Annotated in this window: 21 protein-coding genes and 1 tRNA gene; 9 read left to right on the top strand and 13 right to left on the bottom strand. The window is 65.0% G+C overall.

Annotation, left to right across the window (positions count from 1 at the left end):
* Nucleotide 1: 1 nt before the first annotated feature.
* From RIC54_RS24775 to RIC54_RS24750, 6 genes are all read right to left on the bottom strand, one after another.
* Nucleotides 2-508, bottom strand: coding sequence for a gluconokinase (locus tag RIC54_RS24775; RefSeq protein WP_350094981.1), 507 nt, complete (start codon nucleotides 506-508; stop codon nucleotides 2-4).
* Entirely contained in the window at nucleotides 505-1905 is a 1401-nt protein-coding gene (gene gnd / locus RIC54_RS24770; RefSeq protein ID WP_350094978.1) for an NADP-dependent phosphogluconate dehydrogenase, read from the bottom strand. The genes RIC54_RS24775 and gnd overlap by 4 nt, the downstream gene beginning before the upstream one ends.
* Nucleotides 1892-3925, bottom strand: coding sequence for a CocE/NonD family hydrolase (locus RIC54_RS24765; protein ID WP_350094975.1), 2034 nt, complete (start codon nucleotides 3923-3925; stop codon nucleotides 1892-1894). Before RIC54_RS24765 ends, gnd begins: the two co-directional genes overlap by 14 nt.
* A complete protein-coding gene (locus tag RIC54_RS24760; protein ID WP_350094972.1) occupies nucleotides 3892-5187 on the bottom strand; it encodes an NAD(P)/FAD-dependent oxidoreductase in 1296 nt (431 codons plus the stop codon). Before RIC54_RS24760 ends, RIC54_RS24765 begins: the two co-directional genes overlap by 34 nt.
* Nucleotides 5188-5200: 13 nt before the next feature.
* Entirely contained in the window at nucleotides 5201-6667 is a 1467-nt protein-coding gene (locus RIC54_RS24755) for an NAD(P)-binding domain-containing protein (RefSeq protein ID WP_350094969.1), read from the bottom strand.
* Nucleotides 6668-6865: 198 nt separating this feature from the next.
* Entirely contained in the window at nucleotides 6866-7624 is a 759-nt protein-coding gene (locus tag RIC54_RS24750; RefSeq protein ID WP_350094966.1) for a tetratricopeptide repeat protein, read from the bottom strand.
* Nucleotides 7625-7733: 109 nt separating this feature from the next.
* Between RIC54_RS24750 and RIC54_RS24745 the strand changes: the two genes are divergently transcribed.
* Both RIC54_RS24745 and RIC54_RS24740 read left to right on the top strand, forming a co-directional pair.
* A complete protein-coding gene (locus RIC54_RS24745; RefSeq protein WP_350094963.1) occupies nucleotides 7734-8654 on the top strand; it encodes a ketopantoate reductase family protein in 921 nt (306 codons plus the stop codon).
* 732 nt (nucleotides 8655-9386) lie between these two features.
* Nucleotides 9387-10952 carry an OpgD/OpgG family glucan biosynthesis protein gene (locus tag RIC54_RS24740; protein WP_350094960.1) on the top strand — a complete coding sequence of 522 codons (1566 nt, stop codon included), beginning with the start codon at nucleotides 9387-9389 and terminating at the stop codon, nucleotides 10950-10952.
* 82 nt (nucleotides 10953-11034) lie between these two features.
* Here RIC54_RS24740 and RIC54_RS24735 read toward each other — a convergent pair whose 3' ends face one another.
* Entirely contained in the window at nucleotides 11035-11691 is a 657-nt protein-coding gene (locus RIC54_RS24735) for a DUF6655 family protein (RefSeq protein WP_350094957.1), read from the bottom strand.
* A 133-nt stretch (nucleotides 11692-11824) separates the two neighbouring features.
* Here RIC54_RS24735 and mdoH point away from each other — a divergent pair, with 133 nt between their 5' ends.
* On the top strand, nucleotides 11825-13663 hold the full coding sequence (mdoH, locus tag RIC54_RS24730; protein WP_350094954.1) for a glucans biosynthesis glucosyltransferase MdoH: 1839 nt from the start codon (nucleotides 11825-11827) through the stop codon (nucleotides 13661-13663).
* Nucleotides 13664-13688: 25 nt separating this feature from the next.
* Here mdoH and yghX read toward each other — a convergent pair whose 3' ends face one another.
* The 6 genes from yghX to RIC54_RS24700 all read right to left on the bottom strand — a co-directional run bounded on the left by yghX (nucleotide 13689) and on the right by RIC54_RS24700 (nucleotide 17839).
* Nucleotides 13689-14576 carry a YghX family hydrolase gene (gene yghX / locus RIC54_RS24725; RefSeq protein ID WP_350094951.1) on the bottom strand — a complete coding sequence of 296 codons (888 nt, stop codon included), beginning with the start codon at nucleotides 14574-14576 and terminating at the stop codon, nucleotides 13689-13691.
* A 117-nt stretch (nucleotides 14577-14693) separates the two neighbouring features.
* Complete coding sequence (locus RIC54_RS24720) at nucleotides 14694-15191, bottom strand: PAS domain-containing protein (RefSeq protein WP_350094948.1); 498 nt, start codon at nucleotides 15189-15191, stop codon at nucleotides 14694-14696.
* 189 nt (nucleotides 15192-15380) lie between these two features.
* The gene (locus tag RIC54_RS24715; protein WP_350094945.1) at nucleotides 15381-15767 is read right to left on the bottom strand and encodes a carboxymuconolactone decarboxylase family protein; all 387 of its coding nucleotides are present in this window, start codon (nucleotides 15765-15767) and stop codon (nucleotides 15381-15383) included.
* A gap of 353 nt (nucleotides 15768-16120) precedes the next feature.
* Nucleotides 16121-16210: transfer RNA gene (locus tag RIC54_RS24710), tRNA-Ser, on the bottom strand.
* 255 nt (nucleotides 16211-16465) lie between these two features.
* Nucleotides 16466-17065, bottom strand: a complete 600-nt coding sequence (locus RIC54_RS24705) for a hypothetical protein (RefSeq protein WP_350094942.1) — start codon at nucleotides 17063-17065, stop codon at nucleotides 16466-16468.
* 156 nt (nucleotides 17066-17221) lie between these two features.
* Nucleotides 17222-17839 carry a BRCT domain-containing protein gene (locus RIC54_RS24700; RefSeq protein WP_350094939.1) on the bottom strand — a complete coding sequence of 206 codons (618 nt, stop codon included), beginning with the start codon at nucleotides 17837-17839 and terminating at the stop codon, nucleotides 17222-17224.
* A 330-nt stretch (nucleotides 17840-18169) separates the two neighbouring features.
* On the opposite strand from RIC54_RS24700, the gene RIC54_RS24695 reads away from it, so the two are divergent.
* From RIC54_RS24695 to RIC54_RS24670, 6 genes are all read left to right on the top strand, one after another.
* On the top strand, nucleotides 18170-18706 hold the full coding sequence (locus RIC54_RS24695; RefSeq protein ID WP_350094936.1) for a histidine phosphatase family protein: 537 nt from the start codon (nucleotides 18170-18172) through the stop codon (nucleotides 18704-18706).
* A gap of 144 nt (nucleotides 18707-18850) precedes the next feature.
* Nucleotides 18851-19852, top strand: a complete 1002-nt coding sequence (locus RIC54_RS24690) for a lytic murein transglycosylase (protein WP_350094933.1) — start codon at nucleotides 18851-18853, stop codon at nucleotides 19850-19852.
* Between the two features lie 58 nt (nucleotides 19853-19910).
* Nucleotides 19911-20912, top strand: a complete 1002-nt coding sequence (locus tag RIC54_RS24685) for a septal ring lytic transglycosylase RlpA family protein (RefSeq protein WP_350094930.1) — start codon at nucleotides 19911-19913, stop codon at nucleotides 20910-20912.
* A 79-nt stretch (nucleotides 20913-20991) separates the two neighbouring features.
* A complete protein-coding gene (locus RIC54_RS24680) occupies nucleotides 20992-22149 on the top strand; it encodes a D-alanyl-D-alanine carboxypeptidase family protein (RefSeq protein WP_350094927.1) in 1158 nt (385 codons plus the stop codon).
* A complete protein-coding gene (gene tmk / locus RIC54_RS24675; protein ID WP_350094924.1) occupies nucleotides 22142-22795 on the top strand; it encodes a dTMP kinase in 654 nt (217 codons plus the stop codon). Before RIC54_RS24680 ends, tmk begins: the two co-directional genes overlap by 8 nt.
* Complete coding sequence (locus tag RIC54_RS24670) at nucleotides 22792-23946, top strand: DNA polymerase III subunit delta' (RefSeq protein ID WP_350094921.1); 1155 nt, start codon at nucleotides 22792-22794, stop codon at nucleotides 23944-23946. Before tmk ends, RIC54_RS24670 begins: the two co-directional genes overlap by 4 nt.
* Nucleotides 23947-23954 lie beyond the last annotated feature (8 nt).

Here is a 23954-nt window from a genome sequence, read left to right as displayed (position 1 = left end):
TTTAACGCCGGGCGCCGTTCAGGGATCGGCAGATGGCCGAGACGCAGATGTCAGGCTCGGAGCGGACGTCAACCACGATCGGCCGCTCGTCCGCCGTCGGTGGTTCGAGGGTGGCCAGTTGGCTGAGCAGCAGGGCAGGCGGCATGTAGTGGTCGCGGCGGGCCTCGATCCGGCTGCGGATCAGCGACTCCTCGCCGGTCAGCTGCACCAGATGGACGCCGCTGCGCGCGCCGATCAGGACATCCCGGTAAGCGCGCTTCAGGGCGGAGCATGCCAGCACCATGCCGGTCCCATCGGTCAGCCAACGATCGATATCGGCTGCCATGGCGGCGAGCCAGGGCCAACGATCGGCATCTTCCAGCGGCGTGCCGGAACGCATCTTCTCCACGTTGGCGACCGGGTGATAGCTGTCGCCCTCGGCGTAGCCGTAGCCCAGAGCCTCAGCCAGCCGGCGACCGATCGTGGTCTTGCCGATGCCGGACACGCCCATCATGACGACAACGCTCATGACCCGCTCCAGTCGGCATGGAAGCTGCCCGGACGGTCGGTGCGCTCGAAGCGGTGGGCGCCGAACCGGTCGCGCAGGCCCTGCAGGAAATCGGCCGGGACACGAGCCCGGGTCATGCCATCGACCCAGGACAGGGCCGACATCATCGCCGGTGCCGCATAGCCGGCGAGGGCGGCGGCCGACACGGCGTGCCGAAGGCCGGGGAGCACGTCTTGCATCTCCGACATCAAGTCCGGCGCGTGCAGGAGCATCGCGCCATCTGGGGCCTGCCCTGCTGCGTCGGCGAGGCGATCGAGCAGGGACGCCCGCAGTATGCAGCCGGCCCGCCAGACCCGGGCGACGGCAGTCCGGTCGACACCCCAGCCTTCAGCCGCGTCGGCGGCAGCGATCAGGTCGAAGCCTTGGACGAATGCGGCCAGGGTGCTGGCGCGCAGCGCCCGTTCGAGGTCGTCGAGGCCAAGGCTGATGGAACCTGGAGAGCCCGCGGCAAGAGCGCGCCGATCCTCGGCGTGCGCCGACACCGCGCGGGCGAACACCGCCTCGGCGATGGTGGCGGCGGGGGTGCCGTAGTCGAGAGCGGCGAACGAAGCCCAGCGCCCGGTCCCCTTCTGGCCGGCCTGATCGACCACCTTGTCGAGCAGCGGTGCTCCATCCGCGTCGCGGGTACGGACAACGTCGGCGGCGATCTCGACGAGATAGCTCTGCAGCGGGCCAGTGTTCCAGCGCTCGAACACATCGCCGATAGCACTGGGAGACAAGCCCAGGCCGTGGCGCATCAGGTCGTAGGTCTCCGCCAACGCCTGCATGACCGCGTACTCGATGCCGTTGTGCACCGTCTTCACGAAATGCCCGGCGGCCCCGGAGCCGAGCCGGTCACAGCACGGGGAACCGTCCGGCGCACGGGCGGCGATCGCGTTCAGCGCCGGCGCAACCCTGGCCCAAGCCTCGTGCGAGCCGCCAGCCATCAGCGCCGGACCGAACCGGGCGCCTTCCTCGCCGCCGGAGACGCCCAACCCGATCAGTTCGATACCGCTGCCGGCCAGCGCTGCCTGCCGTCGGGCGGTGTCGCGGGCATCGGCATTGCCCCCGTCGAGAATCACGTCTCCGGGCTCCAGAGCCGGATGCAGGGACGCGATCACGGCGTCGACCGCCGGTCCGGCGGTCACCATCAGCAGAATGGCTCGTGGTGCCGGCAATGCGGCTGCCAACTCGGCTGGGCCGTCGGTCCAGATCGTTGTTTCAGGCAGGGCCTCGCGGGCGAGACTGGCCAGGGCGGTGTCACGCTCCCACACCACCAATGGCGTCCCGTGGTCTGCAAGGTTCAGCGCCAGGTTGCGTCCCATGGTGCCGAGGCCGATCAGTCCCAGCACGCCGAAGGGCCGTTCAGATGAACTCACGATCGACCTCGTCGTCCCATTCGTAGGAGGCGACGGATGTACCGTGCTCCTGCGCCTCCAGGCAAGACGTGACCCGGAAACGCCGCGCGTCAGCGGTAACCGTCTGGCGAGTTACAGTGTCGACTGACGGGCCGCCATCCCAACTCATCGCGATCCGCCATTCCGACTCATAGACCGCGGAGGAAGGATCGCCGGGCCGCAGGCGCCAGGTCTCCCGGCTGACCTCGTGCTTCACTTCGCGGATCGCCTCGAACCGCACCCGGCCTCGATCGTCGTTCACCTGCACGCGCTCTTCACCATCATCCGCGACTTCTGCGGATCGGGTCGATCGAGCGGCAGACAGCTTAGTGGTGGCCAGTGGCGGAGACGCTTCGGGGGGCTCGAACGAGGATTCGGCGCCGTCTGACGCGGTTGGCAAGGCCAGCCGGCATTGGTCGAGCCTGATGGTCAGACGGGTCTGCGTCGGCGACGGCCAGATCATTGGCCAATAGGAAGACGACAGAACCAGCCGAAGCCGCTCGCCGGCGGCCACGGTGTCACCCAGCCCGTCCAACCGGATCATGGTGTCGTACAGCCTGCCCGATTGCAGCCGTCTCGGCTTATCCGAACCGTCGCGGTGAGCAAGATTCAACACGCCCCAGGACAGGCGGCGAACCGCTCCGTTCGCCGCGACCGCGCACAGGCGGGCGACAACCTGGGCGAGCGGCCGGTCCGATGCCACCGACAGGCGAAGCTCCGGCCGACCGAGCAGCGACATCGGTTCGTGCAGCGTCCGGGTGTCGAATACAGCGCAGCCGGCATCATCAGCCCGCTGATCATCCGACAGTTCAGGACCTTCTCCGAACGCCAGCCATCGGCCGGCACCGAATGCGGTCCGGAGCGGATCGGCCAGGACTGCGGTTTCGCCAGTCGGTCCAGCTTCGGCCGACAGCCGTCGGTGAGTGAGATACAGCACTCGGGTCAGCGATCCGACCGGCGGCCATGCCGGGACCGAGAGCCAACGGCCTTCACGCTCTGGCGCAGACGGAACCGGAACGTACGGTTCCTGAATGTATGCCCGCAGGGCGGGGTCATCCTCGACCCCGGTCGGCAGATCCTTCAGCCAGCGATCCCACCAGCGCAGGACCTCCTGCAGGAACCCGATCGCCGGGTGTGGGCGGGCGATGTGAGGGTAGCGGTGCCCCCAGGGGCCGAGCAGGGCCTTGACCGGCGCCTGGGCGTTCTCCAGCAACTCGAACACCGGATTCACGTAGCCGTCGACCCAACCGCTGACCGACAGGGTCGGCACCTGGATTGCGCGCCAGTTCTCGCAAACCGAGCCATGCCGCCAGTAGGCATCGCGCGTCTGCCGCTCGATCCAGCGGGTGGTCAGCGGCTTGCGCGTCAGGCGATCCATCCAGATGTCGCGCCAGCGATCGCCAACAATGTTCGGATCCGGTGGCCGGCTCTGGTAGGCGAACATGTAGGACGCCCAGCTTGGATTCTCGGTCAGCAGGCAGCCGCCCTTGAAATGGATGTCCTCGGCAAACCGGTCATGGGTGGCACCCACCGCAACGATCGCGCCAAGGCTCGGCGGCTTCAGGGCAGCGATCTGCAGCGCCGCAAATCCTCCCCAGGAAATGCCGTAAACCCCGGTCCGGCCGGTGCACCAGGGTTGCGCGGCGGCCCAGGCCAGAACGGCGAGCCCGTCGGCCTGCTCCTGAGCAAGATACTCGTCCTCCAGAACACCGTCGCTGTCGCCGCTGCCCCGCAGATCGACCCGGATGACCGCGTAGCCGTGGCCAGCCATCCAAGGGTGGGAGAGGGCGTCGCGCTCGGCGGTGCCGTCGCGGCGGCGGTAGGGGATCGGCTCCAGGATTGCCGGGACCGGGTCGGCTTCGGCGTCGGCGGGCAGCCAGATCCGCGCCGCCAGCCGCGTCCCGTCAGGCATTGAGATCCAGACAGGGTCGTGCTCGACGACCTGCCGCGGGAAAGTGTCGACGGTCTTCACGCCGACCCGCGCCGGGTCCGCTGCCGCCACAGATTCCAGGCGTCGCGCGCCTGATAGCTCCAATAGACCGACTGGGCGTACCAAGTGCCCAGCGGCCCGCCGGCCGGGATCAGGCCGAACGGTTTGAACAGGCGCCAGCGCTCATCGCTTTCCGAGATTGCCGACGCCACCAGTTCCCCGCCCATGGTCGTCGTCGCCATGCCATGGCCGCCGTAGGCCTGGCTGTACCAGACGCCGGGTCGCAGGCAGCCGATCTGCGGCATCTTGTGGACGGCGTAGCCCATGGTGCCGGGCCAGGCGACCTCGGCCTTCAGGTCGGCGAGTTGGGGGTATACCCGCCTCAGATCACCCATCATGGTGTCGGACAGGCTCTGCGGGTCGGTCCATCGGCTGATCCGCCCACCCCACAGCAGCCGGGTGTCGGGCAATGGGCGGTAGTAGTCGTTGGCGAACCGGTCGTCGGACACACCGTTCGGTGCACCAATGATGTCCTTGATGCGCTCGCCCACCGGTTCGGTCAGGACGACGTAGGTGCCGATCGGCAGGATGGCACGGGACAGTGGTCCGACCAGACCTTCGATATAGCCCGAGCAGCAGATCACGACCTGATCTGCGGTCACCGTTCCGCGATCGGTCTGGATGCGTTTCGGTTCGGACGCCAGATCGACGCGACGGACCGGCGTATCTTCGTAGATCGTCCCGCCCAACGCTTCGATCGCGGCGGCGTTTCCGCGCGTGAAGTTCAGCGAGTGAAACGAGAAGGCGTCGTGGTTGAAGACCGCATCGTAGTAGCGCGGACTACGCCAGATCGAACGGACCTTCTCACGCGGCCAGACTTCGCGATGCTCCCCGAATGTTTCGCTCATCCAGGCAGCGCGACGCTCGACCGCGTCCCGGTCGTCGAACCAGGAGCAGCCGGCGATACCGTCGACGATCGGCTGGACGCCCTCCATGGCTTCGGCACGGCGGCGGACCAGCGCAACCGCGTCCTGGGTCAGCCGGTATAGTTCCTGTGCCCTCGGACGGCCGACCTTGCGCACGAGTTCCGAAGGCCCGAGCGCGAAACCGGCGGAAACGAAACCACCATTCCGGCCGGACGCACCCCACCCGACCCGGCGACCCTCCAGGACAACGACCTTGTGACCGCGTTCGGCCAGACCCAAAGCGGTCGAGAGACCCGCCATGCCGCCGCCGATCACCGCGATTTCGGAGCTTGCGGATCCGTCGAGCGCGGGCCGCCGCACATTGTCGACCCGGGTTCGGGCGTAGTAGCTGTCCGCGTAGTCAGTCATCGGTGCTTCCTGGTCAGTCGGCGACATCGGGGATCGATGTGGCGATCGGTCGAAGCCGGGCAACGTCCTCGACCGAGAGTTCGGGATCGTCGAAGGCGTGCAGGGTTGCCTCGTGATGACCCAGTCCGTCACGGAACTCTGCCGCGGCGATCGCGTCGGCCAACCGGTTGGCGCCGTCGCTGACCGCCGGAATGTCCCCCGAGACGTTGCCGTGGCTCATGGCGGCGGCAAAGGTGAAGGCGTGGATCCGCGACAGCCAGGGCAGGTCGCCCGGCGTCTTCGGCTGCAACTCGAAGCCCGGCCCGAGGTCGGGGAAGTCCAGAAACTCATGGTTCGCCTGGGCGGGTGGCGGCTCGATCAGGTTCCGCCATGTGGCAATCCGGTGCGCGACCGGCGCCAGCAGGGGCGATCCGGCGAGATCGATCTTGAACCCGGTTCCCAGGATGACGTGGTCGACGCTGTAGGCGCCGGCCGAGGTCTCCAGGCGGATCCGTCCACCCTGCACCGCAGCACCGGTAACGCCGGCTCTGTTGGCGATCGAGAAGCGCGGATCGTCGCAGACCCGCAACACGGATGCCCGTGGCGGTGCCACCTTGGAATCGAAGAGGTAGGTCAGCAGCCGCCATCGATCGGCTGGCGACAGGGTCGGGAAGCCGAGAGTGAACCCCGGGTAGACCACACCCTTGAACTTGTTCACCCGTGGCATGTTCGGCCGCCGGCTCAGCAGCAGGACCGAGACAGCACCCGCTTCCAGCGCCTCGGCCGCATTGTCGAATGCGGAAGCGCCATATCCGACGACCGCCACCGCCTTGCCGGCGAGCGAAGGAAAGTCGATCGCCTCCGCGGTGTGCGACACCCGAGCCGGCGGAAGGGCTGCAGCCCAGTCAGGCAAGCGCGGGCTCGCAATCCCTTCGCGTCCGGATGCCAGGATCAGCCGACGGGTAAAGACCGTCTCGGTCTCATCGGATCGGGTGAGCCGGACCCCAAGGCCGTTCGGCACCGTATCGACGCTGACCGCTTCGACGCCGTTCTCCACGGGCAGGGACAGCACCCGGCGGTACCAGCGCAGATAGTCCATCCACTGTGTGCGGGGAATGCGGTCCAGTGCGTCCCAGGCCGCTTCGCCCCATTGCGCCTCGAACCACGCCCGGAAGGTGAGGGAAGCGATTCCGAGGGCTGGCCCGGCAAGGTGCTTGGGAGACCGGAGAGTCCGCATCCGCGCATAGGTAACCCAGGGGCCTTCGTGTCCCTCCGCCCGGCGGTCGACAATGCGCAGCGCCGTCAACCCTCGCCGGCGCAATGCCGAGGCAGCAACCAGACCACACATGCCGGCGCCGATGACCAGGGCATCCAGCATCGGCCGTCCGTCAAGACCCGACACCGGTCGCGCCCAGCGCGCTGGTGGCTCGTTCAGGCAGGCCAGATCATAGGCCAGACGGTCTTCAAGCTCGGCAAGGGTGCGTGAGGGAGATCGGGTCATTGCGCGCCGGTCGTTGTGTGAGCGCGAGCTTAGCCTTCGGCCCGGACATCGGCCAAGTGGCGTACCTGGAGGGTGTGGGACCGGTGATCAGGTGCGTCAACGCAGAAAGAGGCCGGTTCAGTTGAACCGGCCCTTGAGTTCTCTGTGGGAGTCGGGAGGAGGTGCCCGGCAGGACCGGGCAGGGCCGTCGAGACGCGATCAGGGATCGCGCCCGGCGGATCTGGGTGCCGCACCTGATCGGGCACGGATCATGGAAGCGGCGTCGTTTGCGATATAGGCGAGCGCGATGTCGTTCGACGGCTTCGGGCGGTCCGGAACGTCTTCTGACGCGAGCAGGAGTTCCAGGTTGCTCAACAGTTGCGGGTCGTGCGGCGAACGAGCCAGGCCGGTTCGATAGGCGTCGCGAGCCTCTAGTCGGCGATCAACCAGCTCAAGCGCCAGTCCTTTGCCGTTCCAGTCCGACGGGTGCATCGGATCTTCGGCCAGCAGTCTCTCATAAACCGCCAATGCCTCGTCGCCCCGGTCCAGATTAACGAGCGCGTCGCCCAGATGCCGTCGCGCTTCGCGGTCCTGTGGGTGAATCGACAGGGCCGAATTCAGCAGAACAACCGCTTCGTCATGCGCTCCGATGCGGTTGGCGAGTCGGCCCCAACCGACCAGAGGTTCGATCGTCAGAGGAAAGGTTTCGTGGGCGTGGCGATAGAGGACCGCGGCGCGATCGTCGCGGCCGTCAACCTCGGCGCTGCGTGCTGCGGACAGCAGCGACTGCAAGCTGCTTGGCTGATCGGCCGCCTGAACCACGCTGGAGGTCCCAACGACCAGGACGACAGTCGCGATCACGCATTTCACTATCAGGCGGCTCAGAGTCATTTCTTGACCCCTATCGAAGGCAATATCAACGAATGACATCGCGATTGGAAAGACATTATAGGAAAATGATTTCTGAATAGTAAACATATTTCGATTCGTTTCCGAAACTCCGATGTGTGTGGGTCATTCATCCAACCTGCTTGGCGCTGCCTCGCGGGTCGCCTAACGTTGCGGCAGAACAACGCAAGGACGGCCAATGCGGATCGTGGTCATGGGAGCCGGCGGGGTCGGCGGGTATTTCGGCGCGCATCTGGCGCAAGCCGGGCACGAAACCGTATTCGTTGCCCGAGGTGCCCACCTTGACGCCATCCGTCGCGGCGGATTCCGGCTCGAAGGCGCGCGGGGGGACATCGTTCTTCCATCGGTCGGCGCGACCGACGACCTCGCAACCCTCGACGGCCCAGCCGACGTCATCCTGTTTGCCGTCAAGCTGTACGACACCGAAGCGGCGGCCGCGGCGATCCGGCCGGCGGTGGGACCACAGACCATGGTCATCAACCTGCAGAACGGTGTCGACGGACCGGACCGGCTGGCTGCGGTGATTGGCAACGAGGCCGTCCTCGGGGGCGCCGCCTATGTGTCGGCGCTGATCGCCGAACCGGGGGTGGTTCGCTACACGTCGGATATGTCGAAGGTCGTCTTCGGCGAACTTGACGGTCGGGTCTCGGATAGGGCCGTCGCTTTCCGCGATGCCTGTCGGTCGGCCGGCTTCGAGGCGGAGGTATCGTCCGACATCCGCGCGACTCTCTGGGACAAGTTCGTTCTGCTGGCAACCAACGCCGGCTTGACGACCTTGCTGCGCAAGCCGGCCGGCGAAGTCTATACCGACCCTGAGATCATGGCCCTTGCCAAAGAACTTATGAAGGAAGTGGTGGCGGTCGCCGCCGCCGAGGGGGTGCGTACATCAAGCGACATCATCGAGCGTTCGGTCGCCCTGTCGAAGAGTTTCCCGCCAGGCATGTACGCGTCGATGTACCACGACCTGGCCCGCGGCCGTCGGATCGAGGTCGCCAGCCTGTCCGGGTTGGTGGCGCGGCGTGGAACCGAACTCGGCGTTCCGGTTCCGCACCACACGTCGATCTGGTGTGCTCTGAAGCCCTACGTAGACGGCGACTGACCAGTTCCACGACCAAACCCGTCTTCAACGCCCAGGTGGCCCGGCATTTGCTTCGTATAGCCAAGGACAATCGCCAGGAGTGGGAGGCGACGATGACTTGGACAGATTCCGGGTTGGTGGAGCGCGAGGCTCGGGCCGCCGATGCAGTCCTCAGGGCGCGCGCAGCGGGCGCGGACCCTTACGCGCCGATCTTCATTGGTTCGGGACGCCGATCAGGTCTGGTTGACCCAGTCGAACGGGAATTGCCGACCTGGGTCCTGTTCGATGACGAGGTTCGGCGCAGGCTCGCATTGCCCGCGGCATCGTGACGCCCCATTCCCTCCTGAGCGCCGATGCCTAAGCGCGGTGCGAGTCCTGGGCTGTGTTGCCGACCGGAACCGACCGCGGCAGAAGGCGGCGGAAGTCCACTGGAAATCGCCGAATTGTGCGGCGCGGCATCTCAAGCGGGGCAGGGGCAGGAACACCGACCGGCGGGTCGAGCACGAATGCTTCCGCGGGCGCGAGGAAGATAGTGTCGGTCATGGAAGTCTCCAGTGCGTGTGTCCATTAACCAACGGACCGGACACCGGTTCCCCGTTTTGGGTATCGCAAACCGACGAAACTGCGGCAAGCTACTCTAAGCATCCCATCCTCGTCGAGATGGATTATGCTGCACCACAGCGATCGTCGCGAAACGCAGATGTCGGACGGCGATCAGTCGGTTTCAATCCGGGTTTTGGAGAAAATTGCGCCATGTCGATTTCCAGGCGAGACGCTCTGATCAGGGGCGTCCTGTTGGCTGTCTGCGCGACCGGCCTGCCCGCGCAGGGACAGGCGGCTGGCGACGAGGCAGCCGGTGCCGCCTACCTCGGCGTGCGCGATTATGCAGGAGTCCGGGCGCTGGCGGAAACGCTGGCCCGAGGAACCTTCAAGGCCCCCCCGCGTATCCCCGACCGGTTCGCCAAACTTGATCGTGACGCCTATTTCGCGATCCATTCCGGACGCAAGACCAGGCTCTGGTCGGGTGGCGATTCGCCGTTCGAGGTCGGCATGTTCCACGCTGGCGGGTTGTTTCAGTATCCAGTGCGGATATTTGAGATCGCCGGTGGGGAGACCCGGGCGATCGGCTTTGACCCCGCCCGCTTCACCTATGGTGACGTCCGGCCGACAGTCGACGAGGAAGACGCCCTTGGATATGCAGGCTTCCGGCTGTACGGCCGATTGAACTGGGACCGCGACCTCGCCTCGTTCCTGGGGGCGAGCTACTTCCGGGCGGTCGGTGGGGAACTGCAATACGGTTTGTCGGCGCGGGGCCTAGCGGTCGACACTGCCCGGTTCGGGAGCGAAGAGTTTCCGATGTTCCGGGCGTTGTGGCTTCATCGCCCGAAGCAGGATGACGGCAGCCTGACCGTCCTGGCGCTGCTCGACAGTGCGAGCACGGCCGGCGCGTACCGCTTCGTCATCGAGCCCGGGCGGACGACGGTGATCGACGTGGACACCGCGATCTTTCCGCGGACCCGTCTGGACAGTGCCGGGATCGCACCGATCACGTCGATGTATCTGCATGGTGAGAACGATTATCGGCAGCGCGACGACTATCGACCGGAGGTGCACGATTCCGACGGCCTGTGCATGCTGACGGGAGCCGGGGAATGGATCTGGCGCCCCCTGCACAACCCGGCGAAGCCGCATGTCAACGCGTTCACTGACAACAACCCGCGTGGCTTTGGGCTGTTGCAGCGCGACCGGAACTTCGACCACTACCAGGACGACCGGATCTTCTTCGAGCGTCGGCCCAACCTGTGGATCGAGCCAAAAGGCGATTGGGGCCCCGGCCGGATCGAGCTGGTGGAGCTTCCTGCCCGCGATGAAGATGACGACAACATCGTCGCCTATTGGCGGCCGGACCAGCCCCCGCAGCCGGACAAACCGGCCGAACTGTCATATCGGATGCATTGGGGAACGACCATGCCGGACCGGTTGCCGGCGCCGGCGCGGGCGGTTGCCACCCGCATCGGTATTCCGGAGGTGCCGTGGACCGAGCGGGACCGGAAAAACCGGATGTTCGTCGTTGATTTCGTCGGCGGCGATCTGATGATGCTGGATGGCGCGGCACCGGTGCGACCGGTGATCACCGTCAATACCGGCAAGATTGCGCGCCCCGTCGCCCGACGCATCCAGGAACACGCCGGCTGGCGCGTCACCTTCGATCTGCTGACGGAAGGCGCTGCCATGGTCGATCTGCGCTTGTTTCTGGAGCATCGAGGTGGCGCGTTGAGCGAGACCTGGACCTATCAGTGGCATGCCTCCGATCTCTAGGGTGCGGAGGAATAGACCCGACGGTCGGCGGTCTGCATATTGGGGCCCGAACCGGCCCCCGTGTGAACGTCCGTCCTGCGCCTCACGGGTCCGCTTCGGCGGACCCGTTCTTTTCCGGTGCCCGGCGTTCACGGTTTGCGGCGTTCGGCACCTTGGACGGGATGGTGTCACCCTCGTGCCAGCCCAGGCCAAGGAGCTTCCAGTTGTCGAATCCGGAGATACCGATCACCGGATCGGTGCGCGCGGCCAACGCGCCGTTCTCGGTCCAGTGCGCGGTGAAGCCAAATTTTGCCAGCCCGCGCCTGGTTGTCTGTTTCATCAGTGCGAGTTCCGGGAGTTCCAGGTCGCCGGCCAACGGAATGGGAATCGAGTAGGACGGTATGCCGACGATCGACTCGCTCTCGTTGGTCGAAAGGGCGCCGGCCCGCAGTTCGGCAATCACATCGGCCTTCTCCCGGGACTCGGCCATATGAGCCCCGCTGGCGAGAAACCGGTCCCGGATCGCGCTGATCGCGTACCCTCGATCGTAGGCCTCGAAGCGGCTGGCATCGAGGAAAACCTTGGTCCCCGGCGGCAGGTTGACCACCAGTTCCCGAGCCGCCCGGTCGACCGCCGTCGACAGCAGGATCTGTTCGGTCGCAGTGCGTTTCGGCGAGGATTCCTTCGTCTTGGTGCATCCGGGCACCATGGCTGCGACGAGGACCGCCAAAGCAATCCATTGAACGATGGGTCGGATCATGTCGGGATGCCGCCGGGTCGGTATGAGTGCGGGTTGGACACGCAGACGGCGCCCTGCCAATGGCGACCACGTCTGGGAACAAAGTATTCCACGCGGCGTTCAACCAGCGCCGCGATGAAACGAAGAGAGGCCCATGCCTAACTCCGAGAACGGCCGGTCGCGGTCTCATGGAACCGTCGCGACCGTCATGGTCAGGTTGCTGTTCGCAATTCTGGTGATCATTACCACCGCAGCAGCCGTGCTGGAGTTTCGGCAGTTGTTCCCGGCGTCGCGGCTCAACGCCTTCGAGATTGCCTTGCTCGTGATCTTTCCGATCCTGATCGGGTGGCTGGCAGCCAATTTCTGGATTGCGGCGTTGGGCGCGGCCTCGCTGTTCTGGCGAAGCTTCGCGTCGCGCCGGGCCGGCGCGCCGGCTGTGCGGCCGGTCGGCCGGCGTCTGGTGGTCATCATGCCGATCTACAATGAGGAGACCGCGCGGGTGTTCGCCGGTCTTCGCGCAATGTACCGGTCGATCGAGGCTGAAGAGCGCCTCTCGGGATTTCACCTGTTCATCCTGAGCGACACCCGGGATCCTGTGATCGCCCGGCGTGAGGAACTGGCGTGCAGCGCGATGATCCGGGACCTCGGGGCGGTTGACCGCGTGTTCTACCGTCGACGGACCCAGAACGTCGGCCGCAAGGCCGGAAACATCCAGGATTTCTGCGAGAACTGGGGCGGACACTACGAATTCATGCTGGTGCTCGACGCCGACAGCATGATGGATGGTGCCACGGTGCAGCGCATGGCCGACCGGATGGACGCCGATCCGCAGTTGGCACTGCTGCAGTCATGGCCGCGGCTGGTGCGGGGGGAGTCGATGTTCGGCCGCCTGCAGCAGTTCGCGACCTCTGTGCAGGGCCAGCCGATTGCCGAGGGGCTGAACGTCCTGATGGGCGATTCCTGCAGCTACTGGGGTCATAACGCAATGATCCGGGTGCGGGCATTCGCGGCCAGCTGCGGACTGCCGATCCTGCCCGGGAAAGCGCCCATCGGCGGTGAGATCCTGAGCCATGACTTCGTCGAGGCCGCCTTGCTGGTGGCGGACGGCTGGAAGGTCAGGATGATGTCCGACCGTCTTGGCAGCTTCGAGGAACCGCCGCCCAGCCTGATTGCCAGCGCCCAGCGGGACCGTCGCTGGTGCCAGGGCAATCTGCAGCACCTCCAACTGGTCCTGGCCCAGGGACTGGCGGGCATGAGCCGCTACCATTTCCTGATGGGGGTGATGGCTTATCTCGCCTCGCCGATCTGGCTGCTGTTCCTGGTCCTCGGGACCGTTCAGATCCTGGCGGCCACCGACGTGCTGCACACCGTCGATATCCTCCAGCCGATCCCGTTGTTCATTCCACGCAATGCCGATCTGCGGATCCTGATCGGGTTGCCGCTGCTGCTCCTGCTGTTGCCCAGAACCTTCGGGATGATCGCCATTGTTTTCGACCGCCGGCTTCGGCAGGGCCACGGCGGCCTGATCGGCATATCCGTCAGCATGCTGCTGGAACTGGTCGTGACCACGCTGATTGCTCCAGTGATGATGCTGCTGCACAGCCGCTTCGTGCTCGACATCGTTCTCGGCCGCAGCTCGGGGTGGGGACCGCAGCGTCGTGGGGGCGACGGCGAGCCGTTCGGTCAGATCGTTCGGGTGCACGCGGTGCACACGCTCCTGGGGATCGCGGTCGTGGCCGGCGTGGGCTGGGTGTCGGTCGAGGCGCTGACCTGGCTTGCCCCGATCGTGCTGGGGCTGATCCTGGCGGTCCCGGTGTCCTGGTTGAGCGGCCGGGATTCCGTCGGCGCCATCCTGCGCTGGCTAGGCCTGTTCCGTACCCCGGAGGAGGGCGAGCCACCGGCGATCGTCATGGCGCTGGAGCAAGAACTGGAGCAAGCGGGCTCCGGCGTGTTCGACCAGACCGCCCGTCCGACGGTGCCGACCGCCAGCTGACGCCCGGCCAATTGTTCGGCCCGCACTACCCCAAATGCGTCTTGAAGAACGCCAGCGTCCGGCTCCACGCCAACTCAGCCGCCGCGGCGTCGTAGCGTGGGGTGGTGTCGTTGTGGAAACCGTGGTTCACGTCGGGGTAGATGTGGGCGGTGTAGGTCTTGCCGTGCTGCTTCAGCGCGGCCTCATAAGCCGGCCAGCCAGCGTTGATGCGCTCGTCCAGGCCAGCGTAGTGCAGCAGCAGCGGCGACTTGATTGCGGGCACGTCGGCGGCGTTTGCCTGGCGTCCGTAGAACGGCACCGAGGCGGCCAGGCTCGGATAGGCGACCGCCAGGGCATTGCACACCCCGCCGCCGTAGCAGAATCCGACGGCCCCCACTTTGCCGGTGCTGTCCGGGTGGTTCGCCAGGTGTTCGAACCCGGCGAAGAAATCCTCCATCAACTTGGCAGGGTCGAGGCTGCGCTGCATGTCGCGGCCGGCGTCGTCGGTGCCTGGATAGCCGCCGAGCGAGGTCAGCCCGTCCGGGCCGAGCGCCAGATAGCCGGCCTTGGCGGTACGGCGAACAACGTCCTCGATGTACGGGTTCAGCCCGCGGTTCTCGTGCACCACCAGAACGGCCGGCAACTTGCCGGCGGCGCCGGCCGGACGGGCCATCAGGCCGCGCACCGTGCCGTGCCCGTTCGGTGACGAGTACTCGACCGTCGCGGTACGGATCGCCGGGTCGTCGGGGGCGACCTGGGCGGCCAGGGCATAGTTCGGCTGCAGGCTCTCCAGCAGGGCTGCCCCGGCCGCCGCTCCGGCGGTGATTGTACCGGCCCGGTCGATGAACTCGCGCCGGGACAGGGTGCCATGCACATAGCCGTCATAAAGCTCGAGGATGCGCTGGTCGAAATCGCGGGCGCGTTTGCGTTGCATGGCTGGTTTCACTCCATCAGTCGCTGCGGCCAACTGGGCATCAAGAGTACACTGGCGCGGGAAATCCCGGGAGAACGATTACGTGAACAACCGGCCCGACGAGGCAACCGGAGCCGTTCAACGGGCGCTGTTCGCCGGCGCCGGTTCCTCGATAATCAGGCCGAACAGCATGTCAACGGTTTGGCCGTCGCCGGCCAGCGGCAGGAGCATCCGGCGGGTGGCCACATAGTCCGTGTTCTCCGCTGTCATCGGCCGGCGCCAGAAATGCGGCCGAGCGCCCAGCGCGCAGGTCCGCAGCGTGTTCTCAAGCTCTGCCAGGGTTCCCGGTGCGGCGATATCCTCCAGCCAGTGGCCGGTATGCTCGTGCCCGAAGATTCCACTGATCTTGCTCCCCCACAGCCGGAACCGGAAGCGGATGCGCTCGCCCTCACGCACCACCTCGATCAGGTAGACGCGGCCGAGCAGGTGACGAAAGTGCAGGGGATCGATGTCCCGGCGACCCGGCAGGCGGCCGTTCTCGCGGCGCTGAAGCCAATAGTCGAACAACCAGTGGAACCGGTCGTCGTCGAACTCGGCCGGAACCGGATACGCTGGCTCTCCGCTGTCGGTCGGCACGCTCTCTCCCAAGTCACCGCGGAGTAGCTACCCAAATTGCCACACCTGGACCCACGACCGCAAAATCGGTCGTGTGGCAGTCGTCGATCGACGATAGCCCCGGTGGCATTGCTTCGCAAAGGCCATGAGGGCCCGACCGGGTCCGGGCTCCGGTGATAATGGGCCCGGACGTCGTTCAAGCCGGGGTCGTCATTGTTCCTCGGCACATGCGGCGATGATGTCGACGCCGATGGAGTTCCAGGTCGGGATGCCGCCGACGATCACCACCTGCACCAACCCCTCGGTCAGTTCGGCCATCGTCAGCCCGTTCTTCACGGCTAGTTTGGCATGGGCGATCGCGCCGTCCTTCTGTCCGGCCAGCGTGTCGAGCAATGCGAAAATCAGTTCCTTGGTCTTGATGTCGAGCGCGCCGCCATCCTCGGGCGACCGCATGGCGAAATCCCGCATCAGGCCGTAACCGGCAAATGCCTGCGGGGCGTGCTCGATCATAACCTCGTAGGACGGCGGAACACGCCCCGATGTCGTCATGAAACTGGCAATGCCTTTTTCGAGCGCCGCCTTGGTGATGTCAGACATGAGAACTCTCCTTCCGCTCTGGATGGGTGATGGGCACAGGCGACCGTCCCGGTCCGCTGCGCGCTGATGACAGACAAGGCCTGGCATGGCCGGGATGAGGTGAAAGGTGTGGCCGCGGGTACGCCGACACGGTGGTGGCGTCGGGGGGTGAGCGCAAGCGTCCTTCTGTGCGCGAGCGGAGCGGGGAGCAGTTCCGACCACTGCCCGATCCGGCTGATGGATCCTCGGACGTTGCATGCGGCAACGTCCGGACCCGTCCGCGTGTCTTCGAGACGTTATAGGGGAGCGATTGTGGACTGATACTCCGCGTGCTCGGAGAGTCTGAGTGAAATCAGGTCAGTACGGCAGGAGAGTGGCGGACGGGGTGGGATTCGAACCCACGGGAAGCTTACACCCCCGGCGGTTTTCAAGACCGCTGCCTTAAACCACTCGGCCACCCGTCCAGCTAAGAAATTCAATATCTTAGAACCGGACCACATAGGGGAGGGAGGTCATTTGCCACCCAGTTGCCACCCTATTCTCCGAGAACGCCCCGGAGCGCGGCATCGATACGCAAGGCGGCATCCTCTTGCAAGCCCGGAACTGCGTGCGAGTACGTGTCCAAGGTGATTGCGACCGACGAATGGCCGGCGATCAGACGAAGAGCGCGGGCACGCTTCAGGGCGACATTGAGCACTCTGTCGAAGTGCCGCGACTTTTCATGAGCCAGCCGGCTCGATCCGGTACCTAAGTTTAGTGTCGCTCGCACTGTCGATGACAATTGCGTTGCCTTCGATATGGAGCACCGGATCATTCTTTACATCAATGAAGTAGCGTAGCCGGTCGCTTGAAATCACCTGGGTCTGAGAACCTCTCGGCGGAAGGATGATCGGTGGGGCTGACGTAGTCATTGAACCAGATGAGTACGCCGTGCCGGAGAAAGGCCCCGACGCACCAGATCCAAGCACTACGGTGCTACCGCTATAAGATGTCGTTGATGTCTGTGAGATGACAGTCGGCGTGCTATTCATGGTCGTGGCGTTGGATTGCATGCGGATGGTCTGCCGCTCAAAGACGGCTCTCCCCTGTTCCTGGCCAAGATAGATGACGATGTTTTTGCCCTTCGGCCTAGTCCGGCCAAAAAGATCGGCTTTGCCGAAGGCATTCGGCATGCTTTCGAAAATATCAACTTCAAGCACGGTATCGCCAACGCCAGCGGACAGCGGCACGTAGGCGGGTTTCGAAAGCCGAGTCGAAGGCGTTATTTCGGCACATGCAGTTAGACCCAAAAAAAGCGGGATGGCGTAAAGCCAGCGCATGTCGTCTCTCCTGAATTCCGCACGCGAACTCTTGGCAGAGTGCAACCCTGACTGGCTGGTGTCGAGGCCGAACACAACTGGAGACGCTCGGAAGGCTACACCTTCCGCATCCGCACGCCAGCAGCGTCGCCGTTCTCCGGGAGGGTGTCGATGTAGCTAAACCCCTGGTCTGACATGCATCGCCCAATGTTCTTCGCCAACGATCGCGATTGGTACTCCGGTCTCCTTCAAGCGTAGCGCCTTCTCGATCTTTCGCCCGAACGAAGAGTGCGCCCAACTGCCGGTGGCATATACGCCGATTACCAGATAGCGAGTCCCCTTGTTCAGTGGGGCGTGGATTCCGCCGAGCCGCTCAACAGCGGCAGCGCAGTCCTTTCGCGACCCAAAGGCGAATGTTCCGGTGAAGCAAAAGGCACTTCGGTCGACCTGGATAACGGGTGGAGGATAGTCAATCGGCAACTCGCTCGACTTCTGCAATCCGTCGAGGTGTGACTGACCGCCCGTGAACCGTCGAAGTGTGTCGAACAGTTCAAGTGCTTCGTCCTGATCTAAAACGCCGTCAGACAAGAAGGCGGAAACGCGGGACAACAATGTTCCGATGATCGGATTCTCAGTCAGGGAAACATTGTTGGTGAGCCACTTTCGAAGATACTCCGCCTCAACCTGATCGATCTTCCCATCCGCCATAAGGCCATGAGCAATGCCCAGTAGTTCGTTGACTTGCCGATCATCGATGCGGGCGCGGTCAAAGGCACGGTACAGGTACTCGGACATGCTCCCCTCCCGAAAGGACGCGTAGACTGAAACTGTCGCAACCCAGGGTTAGGGAGTCGAGTCAGTCGTGACTATTGCGGACGTTGCGTGCAACGACGGCGGGCGCCCCGAAGAGCGTTGCTGTATTCAGTGATTTTGGGTGCCGTTTTTGGTGGAGCCTAGAAACTCCCGCAGCGGGGCCGGCCAAGGTCTTGTCGCTGCATTCACAGAGCGAAGACACCCTCGCCAAAGGGCCTTGCCTGGTCACGCTTGACAGGTCGCAATGGGAGCCGACTATTCGCCGGGCGGGCTTCATGGCGTGGCAGAAGCACCGGGATCGGGGGACGGTACATGGGAAAGCTGCTGACTGCGCTGTTGTCGTTGTTCCTGCTGTTGGCCGGGGTACTGCATGCGCCACCGGCCCAGGCAGAAGGGGTGGTCTTCCTCACCCGTCATGCCGAGAAGAGCCTGGATGTTCCCGGTGACGCCGCTCCCTTGCTGCCCGTTGGAAATGATCGCGCCCGGACTCTGGCCCGCATGCTGGCCGACGCGGGCATCGACGAACTGGTCACCACCGATGCCCTGCGGAGTCGCCAGACCGGCGCCCCGTTCGCCGAGCTGAGCGGGTTGCAGCCCCAGGTGATGACGCGAGAAGAGGAGGTGGCTTATGCCGCCCGCCTGCGCCAGGCCCCCGACACCAAGGACCGGCTGATCGTCGGGCATACCCGCAACATCCCGCGCATTCTCGATGCCCTGGGAGTTCCCAACGGCGGCCAGATCAAGCTGGATCCGGATACCGACTACGACAATCTGTTCGTGATCCAGATGTATCCGGATCGTCCGGCCACCATGGTTCGTTTGCGCTACCAGATCGCCAACCCGAACTGACCGCCGGTCTGGCGGCACGAGTCGGTGAGGTTGCCGCGATCATCCTTCGGCATCCGGCTGTTCGATTGACCGGCCGTTGATACTCGACACGGGGCATGCGAGACAGGGCGGGGGGTAACGATCGGCAACGCCCAGGAGAAGCCCGTGTTTCGTACCAACGCTGTCAGACGCATTCTCGATACTCTCCGCGCCGTTGCCATTGTCGCGGTTCTGGCTCCCCCCGCCGCCGGCGCATCAACACAGCCGTTCGACCAGTGGCTCTCCGGCGTCCGCACGGAGGCGAAGGGCCGCGGCGTGTCGGACCGGACGCTTGACGCGGCGTTTGCCGGGGTGGCGCCGATCCCCCGGGTCATCGAACTCGACCGGAATCAGCCCGAGTTCAGGCTGAAGTTCGACGAATACATGAACCGGGTCGTCACCCAAACCCGCATCGACCGGGGACGTCGGCTGCTGGAGGAGCACCGCCAACTTCTGGACGAGGTTGAGGCGAAGTATCGCGTCCAGAAGCGGTTCATCGTCGCACTCTGGGGCATCGAGACGGACTTCGGCCGGATCACCGGGGGATTTCCAGTCATCGCATCGCTGGCAACGCTTGCATACGACGGCCGTCGCAGCACGTTCTTCCGGCGGGAATTGATGTTCGCCCTGGAGATCCTGGAGCAAGGCCATATTGCCCCGGCCGACATGAAAGGATCGTGGGCCGGCGCGATGGGGCAGAACCAGTTCATGCCGTCGAGCTTTCACCGCTTTGCGGTCGATCACAACGGCGACGGCCACAAGGATATCTGGAACAGCCTTCCGGATGTCTTTGCGTCGATCGCCCGCTACCTGTCGGGTTCGGGCTGGCGCGATGACATGACGTGGGGTCGGGAGGTGATGCTGCCGGACGGATTCGATCGCAAGCTGATCGGAAGCGATGCCCGCAAGCCGTTGTCCGACTGGGAAGCGTTGGGAGTTCGTCGCGCCGATGGTGGTCCGCTGCCAGGTCGCGATCTTCAGGCGAAGATCGTTGAAGTCACCGAGCGGAGCGGACGCGCGCGGCATTTCGCTGCCTACGAGGACTTCGATGTCATCCTGAAATGGAACCGTTCAACTTATTTCGCAGTTGCGGTCGGTACGCTTGCCGATGCGCTGGATGCACGGTAACGTGCGACATCTAGTAACTCTAAACAGCGACGGCACAAGATCCATGGGCGAGGGGAGATTGACGGGCCGCCCGCGCGTGACGGTTGGTGTTGCCATGGCGCTGATCGCTGCGCTGGCGTTGGGCGGCTGCGCGGAAACCGAGTTCCTGGCCAATACGGCGAAACAGGCCAAAGGCACCAAGTCCAGCTCGGTCGGTACCTACAAGGTCGGAAACCCGTATCAGATTGGCGGTGTCTGGTACTACCCGAAGGAAGATTGGGAGTACGTCGAAACCGGCATCGCGTCCTGGTACGGCCCCGGATTCCATGGGCGTTCCACCGCCAACGGTGAGACCTTCGATGAGAACGACGTCACGGCGGCCCACCGTACGCTGCCGTTGCCGAGCGTCGTGCGGGTGACCAACCTGACGAACGGGCGGGCCCTGGTGGTGCGCGTCAACGATCGTGGACCGTTTGCCCATGGCCGTATCATCGATCTCAGCCGCCGGTCGGCTCAGCTTCTCGGCTTTGAGCGGCAGGGCACGGCCAAGGTCCGTGTCGAGATTCTTCCAGAAGACAGCCGGCGCGATCAGATCGCCGCGCGCGGCGGAGCGGTCGGCCCCGTGCTGGCATCGGCCACGCCGGATGCAACGCCGGCGCCGGTGCCGAACGCGGTGCCTTCGCCGCCCGTGCAGGTGTCCCGCCTGGAAGCCCCCACCGGGGCCGCACCGTCCCCGGCTGCCAGAAACAAGGCATTGCCGAGCCCGGCGACACCTCCCGGCGGCAGCGGAACCTCGGCGGTCGCCGCTGGCGGTCCGCCGCCCGGAACGGTCGAGACGGTGCCGGTCAGCGATACCGACATCTGGGTGCAGGTTGGAGCCTTCGAGAACCGGGACAATGCCCGGCGGCTGTCACGCCAGCTGAAGGATATCGGGCCGGCCAATGTTCAGGAGGCGCTGGTGGCGGGCCGGACCTACTACAGGGTGCGTGTCGGCCCATTGACCGAAGTCGCTTCCGCGGACCGGACGCTTGAGCAGCTCATCGCGGCCGGTTTCCCGGGATCCCGCATCGTCGTCGACTGAGAACTGCGCCATGCCCAAGTTTCTCCGCAAAGTCCACCTAGGAACAGTGGAGAACTCAAGCACGAGGAGGTCCCAGACCGTGTCACGTCGTCATCGGGTGTTTGTCCGACTTCTCGTTGCCCTGGTCACCGTGGTGCCCCTGGTCCTTGGCGGAGTCCAACCGGCCGCTGCGCTCGATACCAGCGCGCGCGAAGCCATTCTGATGGACTACGACACCGGCCAGGTCCTGTTCGAGAAGAACTCGACAGACCTGATGCCGCCTGCATCGATGACAAAGATCATGACGGTGTTTCTGGCCTTCGAGCGTCTGAAGGATGGACGCCTGAAGATGACCGATGAAATCCCGATCTCCGAGAATGCCTGGCGCAAGGGCGGCTCGAAGATGTTCGTCGAGGTCGGGTCGCGGGTCTCGCTCTCCGATCTGCTGATGGGCATCATCGTCCAGTCCGGCAATGACGCGACGATCGCGCTCGCCGAGGCGATCTCTGGGTCCGAGGAAGCGTTCGGTGAGTTGATGACCACGCGGGGGCGTGAGATCGGGCTGGAGAGCTCGATTTTCCGCAATTCCACCGGATGGCCGGATCCCGAACATCGGATGACGGCACACGATCTGGCGGTTCTTGCTGCCGAAACCATCCGTCGCTTTCCGGAATACTACTCGCTCTTCTCCGAGACGTCGTTCACCTACAACAAGATCAAGCAGGGCAACCGGAACCCATTGCTCTACAAGGCCATGGGGGTTGACGGGTTGAAGACCGGCCATACCGAAAACGCCGGGTACGGCCTGACGGTGAGTGCCAAGCGCGGCGACCGCCGGCTGATCCTGGTGTTGAACGGCATGTCGAGCGTGCGCGAACGGTCCGACGAGTCCGAGCGACTGATCGAATGGGGATTTCGGGAGTTCGAGAACCTGACCTTTGCCAAAAAGGGCGTGCCGATCGAGACCGCCGAGGTCTGGCTGGGTGACCGCCCGAAAGTTCCGCTGGTGACGGACCGCGACGTGGTAGTGGCGGTCAAACGCGCGGCCCGAAAGGAAATGACGGTCACGGTCGAGTACTCCGGCCCGATTCCGGCGCCGATCGTCGCCGGCCAGCCGATCGCCATGCTGCGGATCGCGTCCCCTGACATGCAGGATCGTACGGTGCCGTTGTATGCTGGCGCCGATGTCGGTCAACTCGGTCCGCTGGGGCGGATCACGTCGGCAATCGGCCATCTGGTCTGGGGGAGTGGTGGCTGACGCAGCAGCGCGCGGCCGCCTCATCACCCTGGAAGGCGGCGAGGGAGCGGGCAAGTCCACCCAGGCGCGCCATCTGGCAGCGTGGTTGAAGGCGCGGAGCGTGGACTGCGTTCTGACGCGGGAGCCCGGCGGCTCCCCGGGAGCGGAGGCCATCAGAAACCTGCTGGTCACCGGCGAGCCGGGGCGGTGGGATGCGGTCACCGAAGCCATGCTGATGAACGCTGCCCGGCGCGATCATGTGATCCGGACCATCCGGCCGGCGCTGGCCAGCGGCCAATGGGTGATCTGCGACCGCTTCATCGATTCAACGCTGGCCTATCAGGGCTACGCCGGCGGCGTCCCGTTCGCCTCGCTGGAAGCGCTGATTGCCGCCACCGTCGAGGATACGCGTCCAGACCTGACACTTGTCCTGGATCTCTCGCCGGAAACCGGTCTCGCCCGGACACTGAGGGGGAAGGATGGGACCGAGGCCCGCTTCGAACGCAAAGGATCGGTGTTTCATGCCGCCGTCCGGGACGGCTTCCTGAGGATCGCTGCCGGCGATCCTGGACGCTGCGTCGTTATCGATGCCGGAACGCTGCCCGAGGACCGGATTGCCCAGGCAATCGCCGCCGCCGTGTCCGAGCGTCTTGGTGTCTCGGCGTGAGCGATGATAACGAATCGGTGGTCGGCCTGCCGTCACCGGCAGCCAATCCCGACCTCATCGGCCACGAAGCCGCGGAGGCGATGGTCCTGGAAGCGTGGGCCTCGGGTCGGATGCCGCATGCCTGGCTGATCGCCGGACCGCCAGGAATAGGCAAGGCGACCCTGGCGTACCGCATTGCCCGTTTTGTCCTGTCGGGCGGCGAGGCGGAGGGCGAGGCGGGACTGTTTGGCACGTCCGAAGCTCCGCCGACCTCACTGGCCATTGCGCCGGACACCAGGGTAGCCCGCATGGTGTCCGGTGAAAGCCACCCGGATCTCAAGATCCTGCGGCGCCAGATGACCGACAAGGGAACGATGAGCGCGGTCGTCAAGGTCGAAGAGGTCAGGGCTTTCGAAGCGTCGCTGCGCTTCAAGAGCGCGGAGGGCGGCTGGCGGGTGGCGATCGTCGACGAAGCTGACCGGATGAACCGGAATGCCGAGAATGCACTTCTCAAAATACTTGAGGAACCTCCTCATAATACATTGATTATATTATCATCTAATGCTCTGAACTCGATGCTTCCGACGACGCGATCGCGGTGCCGCCGCCTGACGCTCAAGCCGCTCTCCGATGAACTGGTTCTCGACCTGCTGCTGCGGGCCAGGCCGGCGATAAGCGAAACAGACGCTTCGGTTCTGGTGCGGTTGGCGGAAGGCAGTATCGGCCGGGCGATTGCCCTGGCCGATGCCGGTGGCGCTGATCTGTACCGCGGGGTCGCCGGGCTGATGGGGCATTTGCCGGTCAAGCGCGGTGACCTGGTACCCGGCGAGGCGCTGCATGCCCTGGCAACGGCATGGGGACGGCGTCCCAAAGCCGGCGAGGCCGACGCATTTGCGGCCGGCATGGAGTTGATGCTCTGGTGGATCGACCGTGCAGTCCGGTCGTCGGCTGACGCAACGGGTCTTCGGGAGGTGGTTCCCGGGGATCTGTCAGTCGGGCGGCGTTGGGTCGCTTCAGCCGGCATAGAGCCGGTGTTTCGCCGGCGCGCCGAGGTCGAGCGGTTGCTGCACCTCGAGCGGGCGGTCAATCTCGACCGTCGGCAGGTCGTTCTGGACTCGATCCACACGTTGGCACTGGGCGACGGGCTTGATCGCGGCGGGGTGGCGGAGTAGGCAGGGAG

This window comes from Thalassobaculum sp. (assembly GCF_040219215.1).
In the GTDB taxonomy this organism is placed as follows: Bacteria; Pseudomonadota; Alphaproteobacteria; order Thalassobaculales; family Thalassobaculaceae; genus Thalassobaculum_A.
The sequence above is the reverse complement of the archived record's forward strand: the minus strand, read 5'-3'. Positions and strand labels throughout refer to the sequence as shown.

What these genes read in the sequence shown, in the direction of transcription:
- RIC54_RS24740 (WP_350094960.1), top strand. Translation starts at nt 9,387, where the DNA reads ATGTCGATTTCCAGGCGAGACGCTCTGATCAGGGGCGTCCTGTTGGCT.
- RIC54_RS24735 (WP_350094957.1), bottom strand. Translation starts at nt 11,691, where the DNA reads ATGATCCGACCCATCGTTCAATGGATTGCTTTGGCGGTCCTCGTCGCA.
- RIC54_RS24705 (WP_350094942.1), bottom strand. Translation starts at nt 17,065, where the DNA reads ATGCGCTGGCTTTACGCCATCCCGCTTTTTTTGGGTCTAACTGCATGT.
- RIC54_RS24700 (WP_350094939.1), bottom strand. Translation starts at nt 17,839, where the DNA reads ATGTCCGAGTACCTGTACCGTGCCTTTGACCGCGCCCGCATCGATGAT.
- yghX (WP_350094951.1), bottom strand. Translation starts at nt 14,576, where the DNA reads ATGCAACGCAAACGCGCCCGCGATTTCGACCAGCGCATCCTCGAGCTT.
- RIC54_RS24760 (WP_350094972.1), bottom strand. Translation starts at nt 5,187, where the DNA reads ATGACTGACTACGCGGACAGCTACTACGCCCGAACCCGGGTCGACAAT.
- RIC54_RS24695 (WP_350094936.1), top strand. Translation starts at nt 18,170, where the DNA reads ATGGGAAAGCTGCTGACTGCGCTGTTGTCGTTGTTCCTGCTGTTGGCC.
- RIC54_RS24750 (WP_350094966.1), bottom strand. Translation starts at nt 7,624, where the DNA reads ATGTTTACTATTCAGAAATCATTTTCCTATAATGTCTTTCCAATCGCG.
- RIC54_RS24715 (WP_350094945.1), bottom strand. Translation starts at nt 15,767, where the DNA reads ATGTCTGACATCACCAAGGCGGCGCTCGAAAAAGGCATTGCCAGTTTC.
- RIC54_RS24745 (WP_350094963.1), top strand. Translation starts at nt 7,734, where the DNA reads ATGCGGATCGTGGTCATGGGAGCCGGCGGGGTCGGCGGGTATTTCGGC.
- mdoH (WP_350094954.1), top strand. Translation starts at nt 11,825, where the DNA reads ATGCCTAACTCCGAGAACGGCCGGTCGCGGTCTCATGGAACCGTCGCG.
- RIC54_RS24775 (WP_350094981.1), bottom strand. Translation starts at nt 508, where the DNA reads ATGAGCGTTGTCGTCATGATGGGCGTGTCCGGCATCGGCAAGACCACG.
- RIC54_RS24755 (WP_350094969.1), bottom strand. Translation starts at nt 6,667, where the DNA reads ATGACCCGATCTCCCTCACGCACCCTTGCCGAGCTTGAAGACCGTCTG.